17 protein-coding genes are annotated in these 22,443 nt (G+C 63.2%); 7 read left to right on the forward strand and 10 right to left on the reverse strand.

Going from position 1 to position 22,443, the window contains the following annotated elements; genetic code table 11:
* Positions 1-8: 8 nt before the first annotated feature.
* Positions 9-965: a coiled-coil domain-containing protein gene (locus GE027_RS14655; protein ID WP_153557957.1), complete on the reverse strand. Its 957-nt coding sequence runs from the start codon at positions 963-965 to the stop codon at positions 9-11.
* Between the two features lie 296 nt (positions 966-1,261).
* Between GE027_RS14655 and GE027_RS14660 the strand changes: the two genes are divergently transcribed.
* A complete protein-coding gene (locus GE027_RS14660; protein WP_153557958.1) occupies positions 1,262-2,059 on the forward strand; it encodes a hypothetical protein in 798 nt (265 codons plus the stop codon).
* Between the two features lie 229 nt (positions 2,060-2,288).
* On the opposite strand, the gene GE027_RS14665 is transcribed toward GE027_RS14660, so the two are convergent.
* Entirely contained in the window at positions 2,289-3,059 is a 771-nt protein-coding gene (locus GE027_RS14665; protein WP_153557959.1) for a hypothetical protein, read from the reverse strand.
* A 99-nt stretch (positions 3,060-3,158) separates the two neighbouring features.
* On the opposite strand from GE027_RS14665, the gene GE027_RS14670 reads away from it, so the two are divergent.
* The 3 genes from GE027_RS14670 to GE027_RS14680 all read left to right on the forward strand — a co-directional run bounded on the left by GE027_RS14670 (position 3,159) and on the right by GE027_RS14680 (position 5,897).
* Positions 3,159-3,893, forward strand: a complete 735-nt coding sequence (locus GE027_RS14670; RefSeq protein WP_153557960.1) for an RsmE family RNA methyltransferase — start codon at positions 3,159-3,161, stop codon at positions 3,891-3,893.
* A gap of 416 nt (positions 3,894-4,309) precedes the next feature.
* Positions 4,310-4,789, forward strand: coding sequence for an EVE domain-containing protein (locus GE027_RS14675; RefSeq protein ID WP_237607555.1), 480 nt, complete (start codon positions 4,310-4,312; stop codon positions 4,787-4,789).
* A 103-nt stretch (positions 4,790-4,892) separates the two neighbouring features.
* A complete protein-coding gene (locus tag GE027_RS14680; protein WP_237607556.1) occupies positions 4,893-5,897 on the forward strand; it encodes a hypothetical protein in 1,005 nt (334 codons plus the stop codon).
* 246 nt (positions 5,898-6,143) lie between these two features.
* Here GE027_RS14680 and GE027_RS14685 read toward each other — a convergent pair whose 3' ends face one another.
* Both GE027_RS14685 and dnaG read right to left on the reverse strand, forming a co-directional pair.
* A complete protein-coding gene (locus GE027_RS14685; protein WP_153557988.1) occupies positions 6,144-7,754 on the reverse strand; it encodes a sigma-70 family RNA polymerase sigma factor in 1,611 nt (536 codons plus the stop codon).
* Positions 7,755-7,909: 155 nt separating this feature from the next.
* A complete protein-coding gene (gene dnaG / locus GE027_RS14690; protein WP_237607557.1) occupies positions 7,910-10,111 on the reverse strand; it encodes a DNA primase in 2,202 nt (733 codons plus the stop codon).
* A 311-nt stretch (positions 10,112-10,422) separates the two neighbouring features.
* On the opposite strand from dnaG, the gene GE027_RS23440 reads away from it, so the two are divergent.
* Positions 10,423-10,848, forward strand: coding sequence for a hypothetical protein (locus GE027_RS23440; RefSeq protein ID WP_237607558.1), 426 nt, complete (start codon positions 10,423-10,425; stop codon positions 10,846-10,848).
* A 177-nt stretch (positions 10,849-11,025) separates the two neighbouring features.
* Positions 11,026-12,000, forward strand: coding sequence for a serine O-acetyltransferase (locus GE027_RS14700; RefSeq protein ID WP_153557961.1), 975 nt, complete (start codon positions 11,026-11,028; stop codon positions 11,998-12,000).
* A gap of 454 nt (positions 12,001-12,454) precedes the next feature.
* Here GE027_RS14700 and GE027_RS14705 read toward each other — a convergent pair whose 3' ends face one another.
* Together GE027_RS14705 and cdd are read right to left on the reverse strand one after the other, a co-directional pair.
* Positions 12,455-15,295 carry a 2-oxoglutarate dehydrogenase E1 component gene (locus GE027_RS14705; protein ID WP_153557962.1) on the reverse strand — a complete coding sequence of 947 codons (2,841 nt, stop codon included), beginning with the start codon at positions 15,293-15,295 and terminating at the stop codon, positions 12,455-12,457.
* A gap of 346 nt (positions 15,296-15,641) precedes the next feature.
* The gene (gene cdd, locus GE027_RS14710; protein WP_153557963.1) at positions 15,642-16,073 is read right to left on the reverse strand and encodes a cytidine deaminase; all 432 of its coding nucleotides are present in this window, start codon (positions 16,071-16,073) and stop codon (positions 15,642-15,644) included.
* Between the two features lie 172 nt (positions 16,074-16,245).
* Here cdd and GE027_RS14715 point away from each other — a divergent pair, with 172 nt between their 5' ends.
* Entirely contained in the window at positions 16,246-17,496 is a 1,251-nt protein-coding gene (locus tag GE027_RS14715) for a S1C family serine protease (protein ID WP_237607559.1), read from the forward strand.
* A gap of 96 nt (positions 17,497-17,592) precedes the next feature.
* Here the strand turns inward: GE027_RS14715 and GE027_RS14720 are convergent, their stop codons facing one another.
* The 4 genes from GE027_RS14720 to GE027_RS14735 form a co-directional block, all read right to left on the reverse strand.
* Positions 17,593-18,597: a PIN/TRAM domain-containing protein gene (locus GE027_RS14720; protein WP_153557965.1), complete on the reverse strand. Its 1,005-nt coding sequence runs from the start codon at positions 18,595-18,597 to the stop codon at positions 17,593-17,595.
* Positions 18,598-18,714: 117 nt separating this feature from the next.
* A complete protein-coding gene (locus GE027_RS14725; protein WP_153557966.1) occupies positions 18,715-19,884 on the reverse strand; it encodes a right-handed parallel beta-helix repeat-containing protein in 1,170 nt (389 codons plus the stop codon).
* A 94-nt stretch (positions 19,885-19,978) separates the two neighbouring features.
* Complete coding sequence (locus tag GE027_RS14730; RefSeq protein ID WP_153557967.1) at positions 19,979-21,247, reverse strand: protein kinase domain-containing protein; 1,269 nt, start codon at positions 21,245-21,247, stop codon at positions 19,979-19,981.
* Positions 21,248-21,256: 9 nt separating this feature from the next.
* On the reverse strand, positions 21,257-22,291 hold the full coding sequence (locus tag GE027_RS14735) for a type II secretion system F family protein (protein WP_162006744.1): 1,035 nt from the start codon (positions 22,289-22,291) through the stop codon (positions 21,257-21,259).
* Positions 22,292-22,443 lie beyond the last annotated feature (152 nt).

Genomic DNA, 22,443 nt, shown 5'->3' on the forward strand with positions numbered 1-22,443 from the left:
TCGAGCTGTTACTTGCCTTGTTTCTTGCGAGCGGCATTTTCTCGTGGTCGTTTGTCGTTGGCTTCGGCGTCTTCGACGCGGATCGTAGCCTGGAAGGATTCTTGTTCCAGTCGTTCCAGATCGCGCTGACGCTTTCGCAATTCCTCGGCCAGCTCCCGCGCGCGGTTGTTCGCTTCGTTTTCCATCGCTCGTTCGCGGTCACGAAATTCCTTTTCCATCGCTCGTTCGCGGTCACGGAATTCCCTTTCCATGGCTTCGAGGCGGTTGCGTAGTTCCTCGCTTTGCGTTTCGGCTTGCCGCCGCGCCTGCTGGGCGGCTTCTTGCTGCTCGCGGAGCTTTTCAAGGAAAGCGCGCTGGTGTTCGCCAATCTCGGCGTGCATCCTGCGTTCGTGTTCTTCCCGCTCGCGCTGGATGCGCGTCTGGCGTTCCTGCTGGGGGCCCGGGGGGCGATGCGAGCCGCGGACCTGGTCGAGCAGTTGTTCGGTGCGTTGTTGCAACGAGCGCTGGACCATGTGCAGTTGCTTGTGAACTTCGCGCAGCCGTTGCTCGGTCGCCTCAAGCTGCTCTTGCAACCGGGCTTCGCGTTGCTCTGCGACTTCCAAACGCAAGTCGCAGATCTCTTCCTGCTTTTCCACGGTGGCTTGCAGATGGGCGTTCTCGCGGATCAGTTCGACCATCCGCTGCCAGTGTTCGCTGCCCGGTTGCAGCCATCCGCTGGGATCACCATCGTCGTCGGTGGCGTTGGCGGGCGCCACCGGCCGGAGAGCCTGCTGGATGGGCGCCGCCGCGACGAAGGGCACGCCCGGCGCGGGCACTGCAAGGGCGTGCGAAGGTGCGCGGGACAGCGGCGGAGCGGAATAGTTTTGCGCGGTCGCGGTGGACAAACCCGGCCCGTCCGGCGGCAACCCGACCAGCAGCGCCCAGCTCACCAGTGCCCAGCCAACATTGCGAAGCAGATTCGTCATCGGACCCATCCAGTACGAAAGAGGGAAAGCACAGCGGTGGTACGAAACATGCAGCCCGCTACGGCCGCTATTGTGGCGCTTCCGGCGGAGGGAAGCAAACACGGGAGCGGATACGGCGAATTTGCGAAATGCGGCGATTTTTGGAAAAAAAGAGAATCCCTGCTGGTCCGGCGAAACTCCGGCCGTCGGATCTGGTTCAATAATCAGTCGTGCCCAGCAAATTCCCGTTGGTTATCGGGGGTGCTGGGACCGCACGCTGTCTTCTAGTCTGACTGTTCTTGTTGGGAATGAATGTAATGAAACGAATGATTCTTGCTGCTGCGGTGGTGTGCTTGGCGGTCCTGGCGACGACTCCGGTATTGGCCCAACGCGGCGGGCGCGGCGGTGGCGGCCGCGGGATGCAGCCCAACGCCGACATGATCATGTTCGGCCTGCTGCGCAGCGAGGCCGTTCAAGAAGAGGTCGAGATCATGCCCGACCAGTTCGAGGCGCTGCAAAAGATCGGCGAGAACATGCGGGGCGAGCGGCCGGACATGAGCCGGATTCGCGAAGCCAGCGAAGAGGAACGCGAAGAGATGTTTGCCGAGATGCGCGCCAAGGTGGAAGAGCGCATGAAGCAAGCTCGCGAGGACGTCCAACAAGTCCTCCTGCCCGAACAGCTCGAGCGGCTGAATGAAATCGCCCTGCAGCTGATGGGCCCGGCCGCTCTGGCCGACCCCAAGGTCGCCCAGGAACTGAAGATCACCGACGAACAGAAAGAAGAGATGGAGGCGATCCGGGAAGCGACGCGGGATTCGTTCCGTGAACTGTTCCGCAGTGGCGATCGCGATCAGATCCGCGAAAAGATGACCGAAGCGCGCGAGCAGGAACAGGAAAAGATCCTGGCCGTGCTCTCCTCCGAACAGAAAGAGAAATTCGAAGCGATGAAGGGCAAACCGTCCGAAGCCGTGACGCAGATGCGCGAGCAACGCGGCCGCGGTGGTTTTGGCGGACGCGGCGGTGATGGAGAGCGCGGCGGTCGAGGCGGTCGCGGTGGCCGCGGTGGACGAGGCGGCGATGGCGGTGGCGAACGCTCGCGTCCCGAAGCCGAATAGCACGCGCGGCGTGCGGCCTGTCGATTCAATGAGCCGTTTGGAACGCTGGTCTTTGGTTTGGTCAGCAGAGAACCGAGCCTAGCGCCTAAACGGCTCCATTTCTTTTCACAGGCTGGAAGCCTATGCCACTGGTTCTTTCACAGGCTGGAAGCCTATGCCACAGGTTCTTTCACAGGCTGGAAGCCTATGCCACAGGTTCTTTCACAGGCTGGAAGCCTATGCCACTGGTTTAGGCGGCGCGGACGAATTCTTCTTGGACCGCTTCGATCAGCTGGGCGCCGATTTCGCGGACGCCGTGCGATGCGGCGGCCGACATCGCCAACTCGGCCAAGTGGCTGATCACGCCCACGCTGCCGTCGCCCAGCTCATGCAGACGCACCAGGGCGCTGTCGCTGAAGATCGGCTCGCGAGCTTGAGCTTCGTTCAAGCGGTGCCGAATGAACTGCATCGTATCGCTGAGGGCAAACGGAGGCAGGTCGATCCGCAGCGGGCACAGCCCTAGTTCCGCCGCGACGCTGCGAGCTCGCTCGGGTTCGGTGGCCGCGATCACGGTCATCCAGCGACAATCCGAGACCAGCGACGCGGCCAGGCGAGCGACTTCGGTCGTGGCGTCGTCGATCAACCACAGCGTGCGCACTTTCTGCCGCGCCGAAGCCAGGACGCGTTCGCTGATCGCACGCCATAGATCGCCCGCCGGACTGGCGCCCAACTGGGTGGCCAAGGATCGCAGAACCGGTTCGCTGCCGCGTTGGCCACAGCCGGTCAGCGCCACCTCCACGGCCGTGTCGCCGAACCCGCGGCTGGAGGCGACCTGTTTGAGCAGCACGGTCCGGCCGCTGCCCATCGCGCCGAACAACAGTCCCGCCGCGTGCCCGTTTTCGACCACATAGTGCAGCCGCGCAAAGGCCTCTCGTTGTGGACGCGCCGCAAAGAACTGTTGCCCCAGTTCGCTGGCGCCAAACGGGACGCTGCGAAGCGACCAGAAGGAGTGATACGACATAGCACCTGTCACCGCGTTGGTTTTGCTGTACAAACTGCCGAAAAATCAGCTTATCCCTTACTATCGTCTCCTCCATCACGACTCTTCAGCGAATCCTCCATGACCCAACGTTACTATGTCCCCGACTTGCCGGCCGCCGGAGGCGTCTTGGAATTGCCCGAAGCCGAAGGCCATCATGCGCGCACCGTGATGCGACTTCGCGTGGGCGACGCGGTGGAACTATTCGATGGACGCGGCACCGTCGCCACGGCCGAGATCACCGCGGTGAGCAAACGCCAGGTGACCTGCGAAGCCCAGCCCTGCCGGAGACGGGGCGAAACGCCGCGCCGCAGCGTTACGGTGGCGGTGGGAATGCCCAAGGGTGACCGAGCGAAATTCCTGATCGAGAAACTGACCGAGCTGGGTGTCACGCGCTGTGTGCCCCTGCGCTGCCAGCGTTCGCAGTGGACCGTCTCCAGCGGCGCTCTGCAGAAATGGCAACGGGCGATGATCGAAGCCTGCAAACAGTCCGGCCGCAACGACCTGATGGAGATCGCGGCGCCGGTCGCGGCCGAGACGTGGTTGGCGGCCGCTGGCGAAGCTGCCGCGTGGCGATTGTTGGCGCATCCGGCCGCGGCCGAAGGCGGTCAGTTGGCCGTGGGATTCACCCAGGCGGGTCAGCCGTCCTCGCCGGAGCAAGGTGTCGCAATCGCCGTGGGGCCCGAAGGTGGGTTTGTCGAAGAAGAAGTTCGGCTAGCGACGCAGGCCGGTTGGCAAGCGGTCAGTCTGGGCGAGTTGGTGTACCGCATCGAAACGGCGGCGATCGTCCTGGCCGCTCTGGCGATGCACCGCTGAGGCGCCGGGCTAGTGGATTCGTCTAGGTTCATTTTAGGGGCAGCTGATCTCGCCAGAGATGGGACTGAAGCGGCGCGACGGTCCAATCTCTGGCGACTTCAGCTACGGCCAGACCCTAAGATCAAATCATGACGCAGCTCTAGCGGTCGGCGACCAGAATTTGTCCCACAAGAACCCAGATGCTCATGAAGGCGAGGCCCAGAGCGGCGTGGATGACGTCGACAGACATAGCAGGTATCCAGAAAAGGGATGGCGTCCACATGCGTTGGCCGACATCCCTGGCCCGAATTGCTAGGAATTAAGACCGCCGTTGCGGACGTAATCCCTCCCTGCTTCGTCCCTTATCGGCTGGACCTTCCGCTCTGCTGCAGCTAAAACGCGAACTTTTTCGCATCCTTTTTAGAGAACCAACGAACATGGCTGTGCGCTACTGGTTGATGAAGACCGAACCGGGGACCTACTCGATCGACGACCTGGTCGCCGAACGCGACCAGACCACGTGCTGGGAGGGCGTTCGCAACTACCAGGCTCGCAATCTGCTGCGCGACGAGATCCACGAGGGCGACCGTGTCCTGTTCTACCACAGCGCTTGTGCCCAGCCCGCGGTGGTGGGCACGGCGACGGTCGTCCGCGGCGGCTACCCCGATCACTTCTCCTGGGATCGCCGCAGCAAGTACTTTGACGAGAAAAGCACGCCGGAGAATCCGCGCTGGTTCATGGTCGACATCCGCCTGGACAAGGTGTTCGACGCGCCGGTCACGCTGGCCGAGCTGCGCGGCCGCGCCGACCTCGAAGGCATGGAACTGCTCCGCAAGGGCAGCCGCTTGAGCGTCCAGCCGGTGCGAAAAAAGGAGTTCGATACGGTGCTGAAGATGGCCGCCGCCGCCGAAGCGTAGCCGGTTTGCGCTCAAGTGCTGGTCCGGCCGTGCCGATTGTTCCGATTACAGGGGGGCTCGAATGCGTCGAGCCGAAAGTCCTTTCAGCACGGGTCAATCGAAGATGAAGCGGTTTGCGGTTCTCGCCGGTACGGCGTTGCTAACGATTACCATCTCCTCGGCACAAAACGCGGCCGAGGCCCAGCGTCCGGTGGTTCCCGGAACCGGGACGTTGCTCTCGGGCGTCGGAGACGACTTCGAGGACCCGAACTGGAACTACGTTCCACGGAATCCCAAAAGCACCGAAGACATCGACGAGAACCAGCGGGGGCCGATGGGCCGGACCACCAATGGCCGCTGGTACGAAGGTGTCAAACGAGGCCATCCGGACATCGTCGAACGCGTTCCGGTGCCCGCCGGTGCCCTGCCCGGCAGCACCCACGGAATGCTGCTGCGATCAAAGTTCACCGGCATTCCAGGCCGGCCCAGCGGCAAAATGCACCAGGACGATTTCGTCGCCAACGTCCAGTACCGCCTGAAGCGGCGCTTGAGCGTCGACGAGGTGCCCAGCGTGGTGACCCGCGTGTTCCTGCCGCCGGTCGACGAGTGGGAGAACCGCAGCGGACCGCATTTCGGCTTCCGCCTGGCCCTGGAAACCACCGCCATGGTCGAGAAGGAGATGCTGTTCGGGCTGAAGAAAGAAGAGATGGGCAACGAGATCTACTGGCCCGGCCTGTTCGTGGAATTTGAAAGCAAACACGCCAGCGGCAAGGAACACGATTACGCCTACTGGCGGATCCGCAGCAACCGCCGGGGCGGCGATTTTCGCGGGCCGCAAATTACCACGACCGGTTGGTGGACACTTGGGATGTCGGTCACGCCCGACGGCATGGTGCACTACTACGCGCGTCCCGGTGTGGAAGATTTGACCGAGGAGGACTACATCTCCAGCCAGCTGCCCTACGGGTACCGCGCCGAACGGTTCCGCACGTTCTTCTTCAACGTCTGCAGCGCCGACGACGGCCGCCGCTGGAGCACCAGCTTCATCGTGGACGATTCGCACGTCTACGCGGCTCGTCCCCGCGGTAGTCTGGCCCGGCAAAACGGCCAGAACACGCGGCGACGATAGCGGTCGTTGGCAGACAGATTCGTAGCCGAAGTCGCCGAAATTTGGGACTCCAGCGCGGGGGCGCTGGAGTGTAGCCTTTAGGCGATTCGGGGACTCGCGAAAACGCAAATTGCAAATTGCAAATTTTCAATTTCAAGTTTGCATTGTTCATTTTGCAATTTTCACCACCGCCAAGCGGTTAGGCTCGCGACGGCTCGCGTCGAGGCCACCAAACTCTGGCGACTTCCGCTACTTTGGGCCGCACCCCTACGCGGCTTTGAGAAAGCCGGCCAGGCGGTCGCTGCGGTTGGGGCTTTGCAGCTTCTTGACCGCCTTGGCTTCGATCTGCCGGACGCGTTCGCGGGTGACTTTGAAGATCCGGCCGACTTCTTCCAGCGTGTAGCTGTAGCCGTCGACCAGGCCGTAACGCAGGCGGATGATTTCGCGTTCGCGGAAGGTCAGCGTTTTCAGCAGGTCATCGATGCTCTGCCGCAAGATACCGTTGCCGGCGGCGCGGACCGGGTTGTCGTGGTCCCCGTCCTCGATGAACTCGCCAAAGCTGCTCTCTTCGCCCTCGCCCACCGGACGGTCCAGGCTGACCGGGTGCCGGCCGATGTCCATCACCCGGCGGACCTCTTCGATCGAGACGTCGGTGGCCTGAGCGATTTCTTCGTACGTGGGCTCGCGGCGCAGTTCCTGAACCAGGCGTTTCTGAGCCTGACGCAGCTTGCTCAGCACGTCGATCATGTGGACCGGGATCCGGATCGTGCGAGCCTGGTCGGCGATCGCCCGCGTGATGGCTTGACGAATCCACCAGGTGGCGTAGGTGCTGAACTTGAATCCGCGGCGGTACTCGTACTTGTCGACCGCTCGCATCAGGCCGGTGTTGCCTTCCTGGATCAGGTCCAGGAAGGACAGTCCGCGGTTGCGATACTTCTTGGCGATCGACACGACCAGCCGCAGGTTTCCGCTGCTCAACTGGCGTTTGACCGCTTCGTGCTCTTCGAAGTGTTTGCGGAATTTGCGGCAGCGGTTGGCCAGGCTGGTGGGGCTTTCCTGGGTCAGCACCATCAACTCGCGCAGCTCCTGCTTCAGGTCCGCCCGTTCGTCTTCGCTGACGCTGTCATTGCCCAGTTCGACCAGCCGCGAGCGGATGAAGGTCATGCGAGCGGAGATTTCCTCCAGCTGTTTCATCAGCGGCACGACGCGGCGGCTGCGGAGGCTCAGCTCTTCAACCAATTGCAGGCATTTGCGGCGCGAGCGGATAAAACGCTGGCGGGCCGCGGCGCGTTGTTCGTCGCTGCTGCTGCGGCGGATCAGGGTGGCGAAGTCCTGTTTGTTCTGCAGGACCAGCACGTCCAGGGTCCGCAGGTTGTGCGGCATGCGGGCGGAGATTTGTTCTTTGGTCAACCGTTCGGTCAACGAGACTTTGATCGTGCGGTCAAAGGGCAGGCGTCCTTCGTGAACCTTGTGCAAGCAGTCCACGGTGGCTCGCAGGGCGTAGTCCGATTCCAGGATCGCTCGGCGGAAACGGCGGCGGGTGATTTCGATCTTCTTGGCCAGCGAGATCTCTTGTTCGCGGGTCAGCAGCGGGATCTCGGCCATTTGGCTGAGGTACATCCGGATCGGGTCGTCGCTGGCCTTGGGCAGTTCGCTGGCGACCACTTCGGGCGCCGGTTTGGCCGCCGCGCCGGGGTCATCGGGAGCTTCTTCGACCAGTTCGATGCCGGTCGCTTCGATTGCCTGCAGCAGGTTGTCCAGCTTTTCAGGATTGGTGTCTTCGTCGGGCAGATAAGTGTTGACCTGGTCGTAGGTCAGGTAGCCCTGCCCTTTGCCGAGTACGACCAGGGCCTTCAGATCCGTATCCATCAATTGCAGATTCATGACAAACCTCCTTTTTGTCACAGGCATCGATGAACCGTCTCGACCGGTTCTGGGAAAATCGATACCGTGCGTCCTTGCACTGGTTCCATGGCCACTGTGCATGCGGGAAAAAGCAAGCGGCCATACGACTTCAATTCAATTGCGTTTGGTTAAGCGGACTCCGACGAGGTCGGCGCTTGGTCACCGGCATCTAGCATGCTGGGGGGCGGATCCGAAGACTCCGCAGGTGGACGATTGAGCAATCCTTTGCGTTCTTTCTCACCTTCGAATAAGTTTCGCAACAACTCGGTTGCTTCGTCGTCGGACACTCCGGCCGCATCCAATGTGGCCAAGTGCCGTTGACGCTGGACATTCCATTGTCGTTGTTGAAAGCGGTCGTGGACGTCGCGGTATCGCTGTTCGGGCGAAGCGGTCAATTGACCGGCCCGCCGCTGCACACGTTCGTCCATCGTGACGATCATGTTTCGCAGGGCGTCTTCCTCCACTGTCAACAGCAAAGATTGTACGTCTAGCGCCCGGCCCGCCAAGTCCAATTCTTGATACGCTTCCAAGATTTTTCGGGCAGAATCCGTTTCTAAGCTATCAATGTCGAAGGTCTCGATCGCCATCGGCGCCAGGTCCGGCTGCTCGATCAGGATCTCAAACAGCTCGCGGTCGATGCCTTCGATCGGTGCCCAACGCGGGCCCGCCGGCGCCGCCGGCACGTCGACCGCTCCGCTGGCCGCGCCGGCCGACGGCGGCAAACCAAAATCGTCGTAGGCTTCGGCCGATTCGGCAAACGCGGCGTTGGGGTCCCCGCCCGGACTGGGCCCACCCCGATTCGGCCCACCTCGATTCGGCCCGCCTCGATTCGGCCCACCCCGATTCGGCCCGCCCTGCGAACCGGTGCGGGCCGGCGAACCCGCTGGGCCGCCGCCGCCGGGGCCGCGCCGAACGGCGCCTCGGGCTGCGGAGCCGCCGGGGATCGAAGCCGTCGCGGGAGGACGAGAGCGTTTGGGACGGCGCCGCGATTGTTCGATGCGGATCTGTTTCAGCCGCGCCGCCAGCGAGTCCTTGGCCGTGCCAAAAACGCGGGACAAGCGCAGCAGGATCTGGTCGATCCGCAGGTCGCCCGCCCCCTGCGGCGCTTTGGCAATGATCGACAGCATCGTTTCGATCGCCGACGCCGCCCGGTGCGTGTCGGTGTGCAGGTCGACGCCGTCGAGCAGTCCGGCCAGTTTGTGTTCGATCGCATCGGGCGCCTCGCCGGCCAGCGTCTCGAAGCTTTCGCGGCCGTGGGCGTTCAGGTAATCCGCCGGGTCCATGCCATCGGGCAAGGTCAGCACGCGGAGGTCGAGATCGGCGCGAATAAATAATTCCAGGACTTCGTCGGCTCGCGTCCTGCCCGCTTGATCGCCGTCCAGGACCAGGATCACGCGTTCGGCAAAGCGTTTGATCAAGCGCAGGTGGCCTTCGCCCAGGGCCGTGCCGAGCACGGCCACGACCGGTTCGATGCCGTGCTGGCGGGCGGCCACGACGTCGGTATAGCCTTCCATGACCATCACCTGACGCGATTTGACGACCGCCTCGCGGGCCAGGTTCAATCCGTACAGCTGGTGCGATTTCGAATACAGCAGCGTGTCGGGGCCGTTGAAATACTTGGCCCCGGCGTACTGGTCGGCGATCGCCGGCAGCAACCGGCCGCCGGCGGAAATGGGCCGGCCCTGCAGGTCGAAGATGGGAAACATGATCCGCCCGCGGAAGAAGTCGTAGGGCGGCCGCTGGGGCTCCTTGCGACGCGCCAGCCCCGCCGCTTCGATCACCTCGGGTTTGAAACCCGCCGCGGCCGCTTTATTCAGCAACCACTTGAAATCATTGGGGGCATAGCCGATGCGAAACCGCTGGCGGCTCTCGTCGTCGATCTGACGCTCGGCCAGGTAGCGCCGAGCCGTTTCGGCTTCCTCGCCCCGGCCACTCTCCAAGAATTCATAGAACGCATCGGCGGCGAATTTCATCGCGGCAAACAGCGTCGCGCGGTCGTCGGGCGAGCCCGGTTCGGTTCGCTTGCCTCCGCGCTCGGGCATCTCGATGCCGGCTCGCTCGGCCAAGATCCGGACCGCTTCGGGAAACGAGACGCCGTCGCGCTGCTGGACAAAGGAGAACACGTCGCCGCCCTTGTCGCAGGGCCAACATTTCCAGGTCTGACGCTCGGGGTTGACCTCAAAGGACGGCCGTTTGTCGGCGTGAAAGGGACACAGGGCCACGAACTTGCGACCCTTGGGCCGCAGCTCCAGCGACTGGCCGATCACATCCACGATGTCGACGGCCGCACGCACCTGCTCTTTGACATCAAAATCCCCGGGCAACGACAATGCTATGGCTCCATTTCGAAATAACCGCGGGCGGTTTCGCCCTCGGGCTGATCCTACCGCCGAACCCCCAAGCTAGCAAATATGCATTGGGGAAACGGGTTGATTCTAGGGGGAATAGGTTGTTTGTGATGCGGGGTGGTCGAGAGGATCAAGCGGGTTCTAACGATTCGCTGGTCCGCGGCGGGACCGCCCGCCGATGCTCAGTTGCGAAGAGCCCCGGAGGGTGTGCATGCACAAGCATCAGGGGCGTCACATGGACGCAAACTTCAACCATTGTCTGCGGCGTACCAGACCGCTGAAGGGTAACCTCGATGAAACCTATTATGACGATCGCCCTGTTCGCGGGGCTGCTTGCTTTCACCGGTTGCGCGACGCATCGAGCCGGCGGCAACTGTAACCAATGCCACGCTCACCACGGCCACGCGGCTTGCCAGGACGACTGCCACGGCCATCGCGGGGGTTTGCTCTCGCGCTTGAAAGGCCCCGGCGCGGTCTGTGAAAGTTGCCAGGGCGGCGTCCCGGTGGGCTGCCGTCCCGGGCCCCTGCACTGGCAACAGGGCGGGTTGGATTACAGCGCCGGACTGGCGACCGGTTTGGCCGGACACCGTGCGGGCCGGGTGATGGCGGCCCAGCCGGTCGCTCCGGGACCGCCCTCGGGCACCGTCGGCTATCCCTATTATACGACTCGCGGCCCCCGGGACTTCCTGCTGGACAATCCGCCGTCGATCGGACGCTAGATCGGAAGTGTTCGGGGCAACTGAACCACTTCACCCGCGCTGCGGACGGTTTGGGGGGGACTCGCCCGACCGGCCGCTGCGTTGTTCGACGAGGACCGTCTGCGTAGGATACGTTGCGCAGACTCGCTGGTTTGGGCCTATCGGCCTTTCGTTCACTCGTTCCCAGGATCCGCTTCGATGGCCTCCGATTTCAGGCTGAAGCAACAGCTGCCGGAATTGACCGAGCAGATCGTCGCTACCTACACCCCCGACGACGTGATCAACCACCTGGGCCACTGTCCGCTGCCCAGCTACGACGCGGTCATCAACATCCTGGCCGACCTGAAGGACGTGTTGTATCCGGGCTACCGCCGCAAGGTGGGACTGCATTCGGGGAACATCCGTTATCACGTCGGGGGAACGATCGACCAGTTGCACGATTCGCTGACCACGCAGATCGGTCGGGCCCTCGAGCACGAGGACCGCGTGCGCAACAATCACAACGATTGTGAAAGCCAGATCGATTTCGAAGCCAAGGGGCAAGCCATGGCGATCGAACTGCTGCGGCGGATTCCGCAGCTCCGCGAGGTGCTGTCGACCGACGTCAAAGCGGCGTTCGAGGGAGACCCGGCCTGCCAGACGACCGACGAGATCGTGTTCTGCTATCCCGGTTTCGAAGCGATCACGGTGTACCGCATCGCCCACGAGCTTTTGCATCTGGGCGTGCCGTTCATCCCCCGGATGATGACCGAATGGGCGCATCAGACCACCGGGATCGACATCCACCCCGGCGCCACGGTCGGGAACCACTTCTTCATCGACCACGGCACCGGCGTGGTGATCGGCGAAACCTGCCAGATCGGCAACCACGTCAAGCTGTACCAAGGCGTGACGCTCGGTGCGCTCAGCTTTCCCACCGATGCCGACGGGCAATTGATCCGCGGCCGCAAACGTCATCCGACGATCGAAGACAACGTGGTGGTCTATGCCAATGCGACGATCCTGGGCGGTAAGACGACCGTCGGTCACGACAGCGTGATCGGGTCGAGCGTCTGGATCACGCGGTCGGTTTCGCCGTTCACGACCGTGACGCTGGAAAAGCCCCAGTTGCGGGTTCGCGGATCGGCCGTGGCCAATAGCCAGCAGGACCACGAGCTGAATTTTCAGATCTAAGCTGCGCTCCCCCGTAGCTGAAGTCGCCAGACGTTGGGGGGAATCGGGTAGCTGAAGTCGCCAGACTTTGGGGGGGAATTTGCAATTTGCTGACTTTAACGGATTCTATGTACAGAGACGAACGTCCTCGAATCGCGGAGCGATGGCATGTGGTAGCCCCAGGCGCGAGCCTGGGGACACGGAATACATACAAGCGAAAGCCCTGGAAGGGCGACATGAAGTCTGGCACCGGATTTCGTGTCGTCCCTCTGGGACTGGCGCGCGGGTGTGGGGCGGCACCCCAGGCTCGCGCCTGGGGCTACCACATGTCGCCACTCCGTGGCTGCTGCAAACGAATATCACAAGCCGTACATAGATTCCGTTAGAGTCAGCAAATTGCAATCGAATCTTCCGCGGATCGCCGCCCCGCCAACCACACTCTGGCGAATTCGGCTACGGCGAGTTCGGCTACGGCTTAGCTATCCAGATCTTCGAAGGCTGCGGTCAGCAGGTCTTCCTGTTCCAGTTTGTGGGCGCTATGGCTGCCGGTGCTGGGGCTGGCCGATTCGGCTCGCGTCACGGCGCTCAACTGGAACCGTTCGATCAGGGCGTCGACGAACTTCATCTTCAGGTAGGGCCACACGCCCATGTTCATCGGTTCTTCCTGGATCCAAATCAGCTCGGTGCCCGAGGCGTACTGCTCGAGCGCCGCCATCAACTCTTCGACGCTCAGTGGATACAGTTGCTCGATGCGGACGATGGCGACGTTGTTCAGTTCGAGGTGCTGGCGTTTTTCCAGCAGGTCGTAGTAGACCTTGCCGGTGCACAGCAGGATCCGGGTGGTGTCCTCGGGCCGCACGTCTTGGTCGGGAAGGATTTTGACGAAGCCGCCCTGGGTAAAGGCTTCCAGCGGGCTGGTCACCAGCGGATGCCGCAGCAGGCTCTTCGGGGTCAGCGTCACCAGGGGTTTTCGCCAGCGTCGCTTGACCTGTCGCCGCAGCAGGTGGAAGAACTGGGCCGGGGTGGAGGGCTGGCAGACCTGGATATTGTGTTCGGCCGCCATGGCCAGAAAGCGTTCGACGCGGGCGCTGCAGTGTTCGGGCCCCTGGCCTTCGAAGCCGTGGGGCAGCAACATCACCAGGCCGCTGAGCCGTTTCCATTTGTCTTCGGCGCTGGCGATGAACTGGTCGACGATCACTTGCGCGACGTTCCAGAAATCCCCGAACTGCGCCTCCCAGACGATCAGGCCTTCGGGACAATCCAGTGAGTAGCCGTATTCAAAACCCAACACGCCGGCTTCGCTGAGCGGGCTGTTGTAGATTTCGACCAGGGTATCGGTATCGGGCAGGTGTTTCAGCGGCGTGTAGGTTTCGCCGGTCTTGGAATCATGCAGGACAGCATGCCGATGGCTGAACGTGCCGCGTTCGCAGTCCTGGCCGGACATTCGCAGCGGGTGGCCTTCGTGGAGCAGCGTTGCGAACGCGGCGGCTTCGGCGGCGGCCCAGTCCAGGGGACGTTTGCCGGCGGCCATCTCGCGGCGGAACTTCATCGGCCGCTTGAGTTTCTTGTGGGCCGCAAAGCCTTCGGGCAACCGGGTCAGGCTGTCCAGCAGCGTGCTGAGCGTTTCGCCGTCGACCCCCGTTTCGGCTCGGCCCGCATCGGGTTCGGGGCCCCCGAAGTAGTCCGACCAGGTGCCCTCGAGGGTTTGCACATCGGGAACGAACTGTTCGGTGTGGCTGGCTTCGAATTCCCGCTCCAATTTCTCGGTCCGCACGGTCTGGATGTCCTGAGCTTCTTCGACCGTCATCTGCCCCAGCTTCAGCAGCCGTTTCAGGTAATTGTCGCGGACGCTCTGGCGGCGATCGATTTCGGCGTACAGGCGGGGTTGGGTGAACCGCGGTTCGTCGCCCTCGTTGTGGCCCCAGCGGCGGTAGGCGTACAGGTCCACGACCACGTCGCGGCGGAATTCTTTGCGGAAGTCCATGGCCAGCGAAACGACTTGGGCCACCGCCTCGGGGTCTTCGCCGTTGACGTGGAAGATCGGAACCTGCAGCATTTTGGCGATGTCGGTGGCGTAGGTCGTGCTGCGGCCGTCCTCCGGTTCGGTGGTGAACCCGACCTGGTTGTTCAGGACGATGTGCAGCGTGCCGCCGGTCTTGTAGCCTTCCAGTTGGCTGAGGTTCAAGGTTTCCTGCACGATGCCTTCGCCGGCGAACGCGGCGTCGCCGTGGATCAGGATCGTCATCACTTCCTTGCGCTGGCCATCGCCGCGACGATCCTGTTTGCTGCGGCAGCGTCCCAGGGCCACGGTATTGACGAATTCCAGGTGGCTGGGGTTGAAGCACAGGGAGATATGCAGGTGTTCGCCCGAAGCGGTTTTCCAGTCGCTGCTGTAGCCCAGGTGGTAGCGGACGTCGCCGCGGCCACGGTTCAGTTCGGGATTGGGGTCGTCGAAGGACCAGAAGATGTTCATGGCCCGTTTCTTCATGATGTTCGCCAAGACGTTCAACCGGCCGCGGTGAGCCATCGCCAGGACGACCTCGCGAACCTTGTGCTGGCAGGCTTTCTCAAGCGCCAAGTCCAACATCGGGATCAGGCTCTCGGCCCCCTCGAGCGAGAAGGTTTTCGCGCCGACGAACTTGCGCCGCACGAACTCTTCGAAGATTGACGCGTCGGCCAACCGCGTGTAGATCCGCCGCTGGACCTCGTGGGCCAATTCCAGACGGTTCTCGGTCATCTCCATCCGCCGCTGCAACCAGTCGCGGATGTTGCGGTTGTCGATGTGCATGAACTGGGCCCCGATGCTGCGGCAATAGGTATTGCGCAGCCGGCGGAGCACGTCGCCGATGGTTCGGTTGGTCGCCTCGGGGACGTTGGTGGCGGTGTAGGGCCGCGTCAGGTCGCTGTCGGTGACGCCGTAGATCTCCGGGTTCAGTTCCGGACAGGCCGGGCGAGCCAAACCCAGCGGGTCCAGTTGGGCGATCAAGTGCCCTCGGACGCGGTATTCGCGAACCAGTTGGTCGACCCGCGCCTGGACGTTGGCCACGTGTCGCAGTTGATCCGGGTCGCCGATCGTGACCGGAGGTCCGGCGGCGGTGTGCGGCCGCCCGTTGTCGCCGTCCTGATCCTCCTGGCCGCCGGTCGCCCCCTGCCCGCCGGTCGCCGCTCCGTCGCCCTGCGGACCCAATTCCAAGGCGGCGTCGGTAGAGACGAGAAACTGTTCGAAGTAACGCCGCCAGGTTTCCGACACGCTGTTCGGTTCCTTGACGTATTGCGCGTAGAGGTCGTCGATGTAATCGAGGCTGTAGGTATTCATTACGTGCTTTAAGGGCGACAGCGCTAGGTGCCGAGAGAGCAGGAGAATCGGCGGGTCGGGGTCGACGTCGAGTCCAGCCGATAAGGCGTGTCTTCAATTCTATCGCGTCTGGAAACCCTGCATACATCCAGGTGCGACTTTTCCCGACAGCTTTTGAGCGGGCGTCCTCGCCCGTCGCTCTGCTCGTCACCGTTCGGTGGGCGAGTGGGCGAGTGGCGAGTGGCGAGTGGCGAATTTGAGATTTGCTGACTCCGGCGGATTCTATGGTTGGCGTGCGAAGTTCCGGGCGCAGCAGCCACGCCAGTGGCGACATGCGGTAGCCCCAGCCGCGAGCCTGGGGTGCCGCCTACGGGGTGGGCGGCTTCGGCGGGCCAGCTTGCAGGTCTCGACCGGAGAAGCCGTGCGGGTACAGCTGCTGCAGCTGGTAGCGATGGGGCGGGGCCGTGGGGCGATCGGTGTCGATCGCCAGGATCAGCAGGTCCTCGGCAAACTCGCTCAGGAATTGGCGACAGATCCCGCAGGGGGTGCCGCCACCGGGAAGCGCGATCGCCAGGGCCTGCCAACGCCGGTGGCCGGCGGCCACCGCCGCGGCGGCGGCTACGCGTTCGGCACAGAGGCAGCCGCCGTAGGAGGCGTTCTCTACGTTGCAGCCGGTGAACAGCTGGCCGTCGGCGGTGGCGACAGCCGCGCCGACCGCAAAGCCGCTGTAGGGGGCGTAGGCCATCCGCCGGGCCGCCACGGCGGCGTCGGCCAGGTGAATTAATTTTTCGGGACGCATCGCCTGTCTCCTTCGCTGGGCATGTCTCCTCCACTGGGCATGTCTCTTCTTCGCTTGGCAGGGCCCTCTATAATGCACCATTGCCCGTGCTGTGTCCGCTAGGCCAGCCCCCTTGTGATCGCCCGAACCAGCAGGAAACACCATGATCCTCCGCACCCTCTGTTGTCTCACTGTGGCCTTCGTTTCTTTTGCGGCCATCCCGCCGGCGGTTCTGGCCGACGAGGCGTTGACCGGCCCCAAGGCGCTCTCGCGAGCGTTTCGTGATGCTGCCCGGCAAGCGACTCCCTCGGTCGTCACGGTGGTCGCGTACGGTCAGGTGGACGATCCCGACGAGACGCCGCGGCTGCTGGCGCCCTCGCCGGCCGAGCCGATGCCGCGCACGCGCCCCGACGGCGATGGCGAATCGCTCCGCGCCACCGGCCTGGGCTCCGGCGTGGTGCTGTCGGCCGACGGGACGGTCGTGACCAACAACCATGTGATCGCCGGGGCGGACAAGGTGATCGTGCGGCTGCAGGACGGTCGCGAGCTGACCGCCGGCGAAGTGCATGGCGACTCCGACAACGATATCGCTACGTTGCGGCTGGAGGTGGGGGACGTGGAACTGCAAGCGATCGAGCTGGGCGATAGCGACGCCCTGGAGATCGGCGATTGGGTCCTGGCCATCGGCAGCCCGTTTCGTTTGGAGGCGACCGTCAGCGCAGGGATCATCAGCGCCAAGGGGCGGACCCTGGACCGGATCCGTCGCGGCAGCCTGCTGCAGACCGATGCGGCAATCAATCCCGGCAACTCCGGCGGCGCCCTGATCGATCTGGATGGCCGCCTGGTGGGGATCAACACGGCGATCGCCACCCGCAACGGCAGCTACCAAGGCATCGGCTTTGCCATCCCCATCGCCCAGGCGCGGTGGGTCGCCGACGAATTGCTCCATCACGGGCGGGTCCGCCGGGCCGCCTTGGGGATTCGCCTGGCGGAGCTGAACGCGTCGGTCGCCGCCCGTTTGGACTTGCCCGTCGGGCTGGGCGTGTTGGTTTATCAGGTCATCAAGGATTCGGCTGCCGAAAAAGGCGGCATCCAGCCGCTGGATGTGATCCTGGAGTTCGCCGGAACCCGGGTGCGGGAACCGATCGAGCTGCAGAATGCCGTCGAACGCATGCCCATCGGTTCCACGCAACAGGTCAAGGTGTACCGCAAGGGCGAAGAGGTCGAACTGGAGATCGTCCTGGCGCCGCTGGATGACCCGACCCAGGTTCCCGCCGAAGAGCAGGAAGCCGAAGACGGTGGGGACGCCGAAGCGGGTGAAGAAGCCGAAGCGGGCGAAGAAGCCGAAGCGGGTGAAGAAGCCGAAGCGGGCGAAGAGGCCGAAGCGGGCGAGGACGAGGGCGCCGCGGACCAGGGTCAAGCAAGCGGCGACGGTCGTTCGTAGCCGAGCTCGCCGGAGATTGGATCGAGGCGGCGAAGAGGTCCCAAGTCTGGCGACTTCAGCTACGGCCAGACCCTGAGCTCAAATGTTGGCCCAGCACTAGTCTTCGGTCTTGGCAAAGATCATCCGGCCGGCGTTGGTTTGCAGCGTGCTGGTGACCACGACGCTCTTGTGTTTGCCGATCGCGTGGCGGCCGCCTTCGATCACGACCATCGTGCCGTCGTCCAGGTAACCGACGCCCTGGTCGGCCCCTTCGCCGGGTTTGATGACCTGCACCTGGAAGGTCTCGCCGGGCAGGTACAGCGGTTTCAGGGCGTTGGAGATCTCGTTGAGGTTGATCACCGGGACGTTGTGCAGCTTGGCGACTTTGTTCAGGTTGAAGTCGCCCGTGACGACCTTGCCTTCGAGGTGCTTGGCCAACAGCACCAGTTTCAGGTCCACCGTCTGCCCGGTCATTTCGGGCAGTTCGCGGTCGTAGATCTGCAGGTCCACACCGTCGTTGCCGCGGAGCCGGTTCAGGACATCCAGGCCGCGACGACCGCGGGCTCGGCGGAGTTTGTCGTTGCTGTCGGCAATCGCTTGCAATTCGGTCAGGGCGAACCGCGGGATGATCAGTTGGTTGTCAAAGATGCCCGTGTTGACCAGGTCCTCGATGCGGCCATCGATCACGACGCTGGTGTCCAGTACCAGTGGTTTAAACCCTTTCACCTCGCGGACAAATTCCACGTAGGGAATCAGAAAGCGAAAGTCGTCTTTGGTTTGCAGCAGAAAACTGGTGCAGATATAGCACAGCACCATCGCCCCGACCAATTGCCACCAGATCGCGTCGGCGCTGCGCATCAGGGGCGCCGCGGCGATCGACAGGATATAGGTCAGCAGCAACCCGATCAGCAACCCAAAGTACACCGACGAGATCGTGCTGAGGTCTTTCTTGGCGATAAAGATGTCGCCCAACAGCACGGCGACCGAGATGCCCAGGGTGGACAGAAAAACCCCCCAAGGAACCCAGGTGTCGACCTTGTCAGCCGTCAGATTGTGGTTAATTAATTGGCTGATTCCCAGCGCACAGGCCAGAAACAAACACCGTAGAATGATCAGTGCCATATTTGCTGCAGTAAAAACAGAATCGGTAGGGCGATCCTAAACATGGTAGTCTAGACAACGCCGCTGCAGCTCCCCAGGGGGCGGGGACGGTTTTCGCTGCGGACTCTGCACCGGTTTCTACTGTTCGGCCGGTTCGGGCTGCTGGCGGGGCCGCAGGACGTTGCCCGACTGGACGATGTTGACGCATTCGCCCTGTTGCCGGACCGCTTCGGTCGAGAGCCGTGAGAAGACGTTGCCGGTGATCGCGACGCTCTCGCACCGCTCCAACAGGATCCCGGCGGCTTCGTTGGGGTTCTCTTCGATCCGGCTGGGCTCGTTGCCGCGCCGCTGTTGGGGCTGGCCGTCCGCATCGTCGCCGATCCAGGTGTCGCTGAAATTGTTTCCGGTCAGGGTGATACTGCCCGAGTCGGGCCGTACGGCCACCGCGATGTTCTTGACGATCGTGAACGTATTGGCCGAAACAGCACAGCCGTGGGCGTCGCGCAAATCGATCCCGCCGGCGAAATCGTGGGCGATCACGTTGGCCGAAATCGTGATCCCATAGCAGTCGCGATCCAGCACCACGCCCCAGCCCTGGCACTCCTCGATCATGTTCCCGGCCAACACGCTGCCGTAGGTGTTTTCGATGACCACGCCATCGCCCAGATGGTCGTCCAGGTTGTTGCCGTTCATGGTCAGGTTGTAGGCGTCGATGCAGCGAAGCCCGTCCTGGTTTTCTTCGAAATGGTTGGCCGCGACGATGATGTCGTGACAGCCGTAGATATGGACGCCGGAGGCCTTGTTGTAGGTGAACAGGTTGTCACAGATTCGCGGGTCTTCGTTGCAGTAGACCAGATGCAGCCCGTCGCCGCCGTGGTAGCTGCTCGAAACGCCGTCGATCATGATTTCCTGGATGTAGCGAGCGTCGATGCCGGAGCCGCTTTGCTCGTTGCCCGTAACCCGCAGGTCGGCCAGACAGATTCGCCACAGCCGCTCCTCGCGCGGTGGGGCTTGGTCGTGGTAGTCCGCGTGCTCGATCAGGATGGCGGGTTGGCCATCGGTGTTCTTGTTCACCAGGTGGGACGCGGTGCCGGCGCCGACGATTCGCGTGTCGCCGGTATGGATCCGCAGCGGTTCGGTCAATTCGTAGGTTCCCGGTGGGATCCGCAGTTCGCCGCCGGAGGCCGGGATGGCGTCGGCCGCGGCTTGCAGGTTGGGGTAGTCGCCGGCGTCGATGATCGCGTCCTGGGCGTGGGCGGCGACCGCAAGCAGGCTGGTGAGGCTGAGGGCGCAGAGCAGGCGTTTCATGCTGGGAGGGCTCGCGGGTTTGGTGGGAGAGAAACAGGGGGAGGGGGAAACCGAGGCAGACCAACTTAGCAGCGCCGCCGCAGCGAGGCGGAAATCAAGCGTTCTCGGTCGTGTCCGAAGTCCCGCCCGATCGCTGGCGGCGAGCCAGGAAGTCTCGCAGGGCCTGGGCCATCGCGCCGGCGCTCTGGTAGCGCTGGTCGGGATCTTCGTGCAGCGCCTTCATGATAATCGCTTCCAGAGTGCGGCTGAACTTTGGGTTCAGCGACGTCGGCGGCTGGACGTGTCCCTCGGCGATCTGTTTGATGGTTTCCCAGCGTTCTTTGGAAACCAGTTTCTGGGGATGGCGGCGGAGCAGCATCATGTACAGCACCACGCCGACGCTGTAGATGTCCGAGCGCTCGTCCAGGCGTTCGTTCTCGCCGCGGGCTTGTTCGGGAGCCATGAACAGGGGCGAACCGATGACCGCGCCGTCGAGCGTCTCGGCGGAATCCTCCGAAGCCGGCGGCCAGAACATGGTTTTGCTGAGCCCGAAGTCGACCAGTTTGGCCCGCCGATCCCGGTCGACCATGATGTTGGAGGGTTTGAGGTCGCGGTGGATGACGCCCTGGCCGTGGGCGTGGTGCAGCCCGTCGCAGACGTCGGCGATGATCGCGATCACGTCCAGCCCCGGCGGCTTGTGCTTTTTGATATAGCGGTCCAGCGTGTCGCCGTGGATCAAGTCCATCGCATAGTAGCCCAGCCGTTGGTCGATCCGGCTGTCGTAGATATGGGCGATATGGGGATGGTCCAGCCGTTTCATGACTTCGATCTCGCGGGCGAAGCGGCCGAAGACGTCTTCGGTGGCCAGATCGACCCGCAACACCTTTAGTGCCACCCTCGGCGGATCGCCCTCGCGGGTGGCCTCCCAGACGGTCGCAAAGGCTCCCTTGCCGATCAACCGTTCGACCTGGTAGCCGGGCACCTGGGGCTTGGTCCATTCCTTGGGCGGGACGGCTTCGACGATCCGCTTGGCGGCTCGCAGGCGGCTGCCCAACACCGCGGCGTCGACGGGTTTGGTCAGGTAGTCGTCGGCGCCGGCGTCCAGCCCGGCCACCATGTCCTCCTTGGCGTCGCGACTGGTCAGCAGGATGACGTAGGTGAAACCGCGGTTCTCGTCCCGCTTGATCCGCTGGCACACCTCCAACCCATCCATCTCGGGCATCTGCCAGTCCAACAGGACCAGCCGCGGGGCGTCGTCGCGGCAGAGGATTTCCCAAGCTTCTCGGCCGTTGTCCGCAACCACACAATCAAAGCCGAACCGCTGGAGATTCTTCACCAGCAGGTCTCGCCAAACTTGATTGTCTTCTGCGATCAAGACCTTCATCACGCGTTCCTAGATCGGCTGAAGGGCATCGTAGTACGGCTGGTAGACGCGCATCAACATGTTGATGATCATCCCCACGAACACCACGATGATGACCAACCAGATCAGCACCGAGAGGATCCCGCTGAGCGTCTTGACGGCCAGCTTGGCTTGCTGCTCGTACTCTAACGCCAGCGCCTGCAGCGATTCGGCATCGGTCCCCGACAACTCGGCGACTTCCATCTGGACCAGGAAATCATCGGGCAGCACCTCGGTCGCGCGCAGCGATTCGGTCAGGCTCTGTCCCTGCTCGATCGCGGCGGTCGCCGGCCGGATTCCGCCGCGATAGTAATCGCTGCCGGTGCTGTCCAGGGCCAGCGTCACGGCGCGAATCGCATCCAGGCCGGTGTCCAAGGTCAACGCCAGGACCCAGGTAAAGCGGGCCAGGGTGATCGTGCGAATCGCCGGCCCCAGTTTGGGAAGCATGTAGAACAGCGGGATCAGGTTGTGGCATCCCAGCACGTTCCGGCGGAGGCCCACGACCACACCCGCGAGCGCCGCAAAGCACAGTCCGACCAGCAACAGAAAGATCAACGCCCCGCTCGGGCCTCGCAGGCCGAAACCGGTGATGTCCATCATCTCCTGGCCACCGGGTTTCAGCAGCCCCAGGATCAGGATCAGCAGGGCGATCACGAGAATGCCGGCGACCAACTGCAGCAGCGGCCAGGCGATGCTGATCCAGAACGCCCGCCGCACCGAAACGCGATGGTCGTAGTGATCGGCCAACAGATACATCGTGCGCTCAAAACGCCCGGTGGTCTCGCCCACGCGGGTCATGCCGACCAACAGCGGCGGAAAGTAATCCCCGTACTGCTGCATCGACTTCGATAACGGGACGCCCTGTTTGACCCCGTCGATCAAAGCCTCGATGGCTTCGCGATGACGGATCGATCCGCTCTTGACCTCGGCGCCGAGCAGCATCAACAGGTCCGCTCCGGCGTTGTGCCCAGTCGCCAGTCGGCGCGTCAATCCGGCGGCGGTGCCGATGTCCATCTGTCGTGCCACAGCAAGTCCACCCGGAAAAACGCAGGAAATCATAGTAGCTCGGCTGTCCCAGCCGAGTCGCATTCCACATCGTAGCTCGGCTGTCCCAGCCGAGGCGAACTCTGCAGTATCACCCTTCGCTTCCAGCCGAGCGAAAGCCAGCCCGGGCCAGC

The organism is Roseimaritima sediminicola (assembly GCF_009618275.1).
GTDB classification, from domain to species: Bacteria; Planctomycetota; Planctomycetia; order Pirellulales; family Pirellulaceae; genus Roseimaritima; species Roseimaritima sediminicola.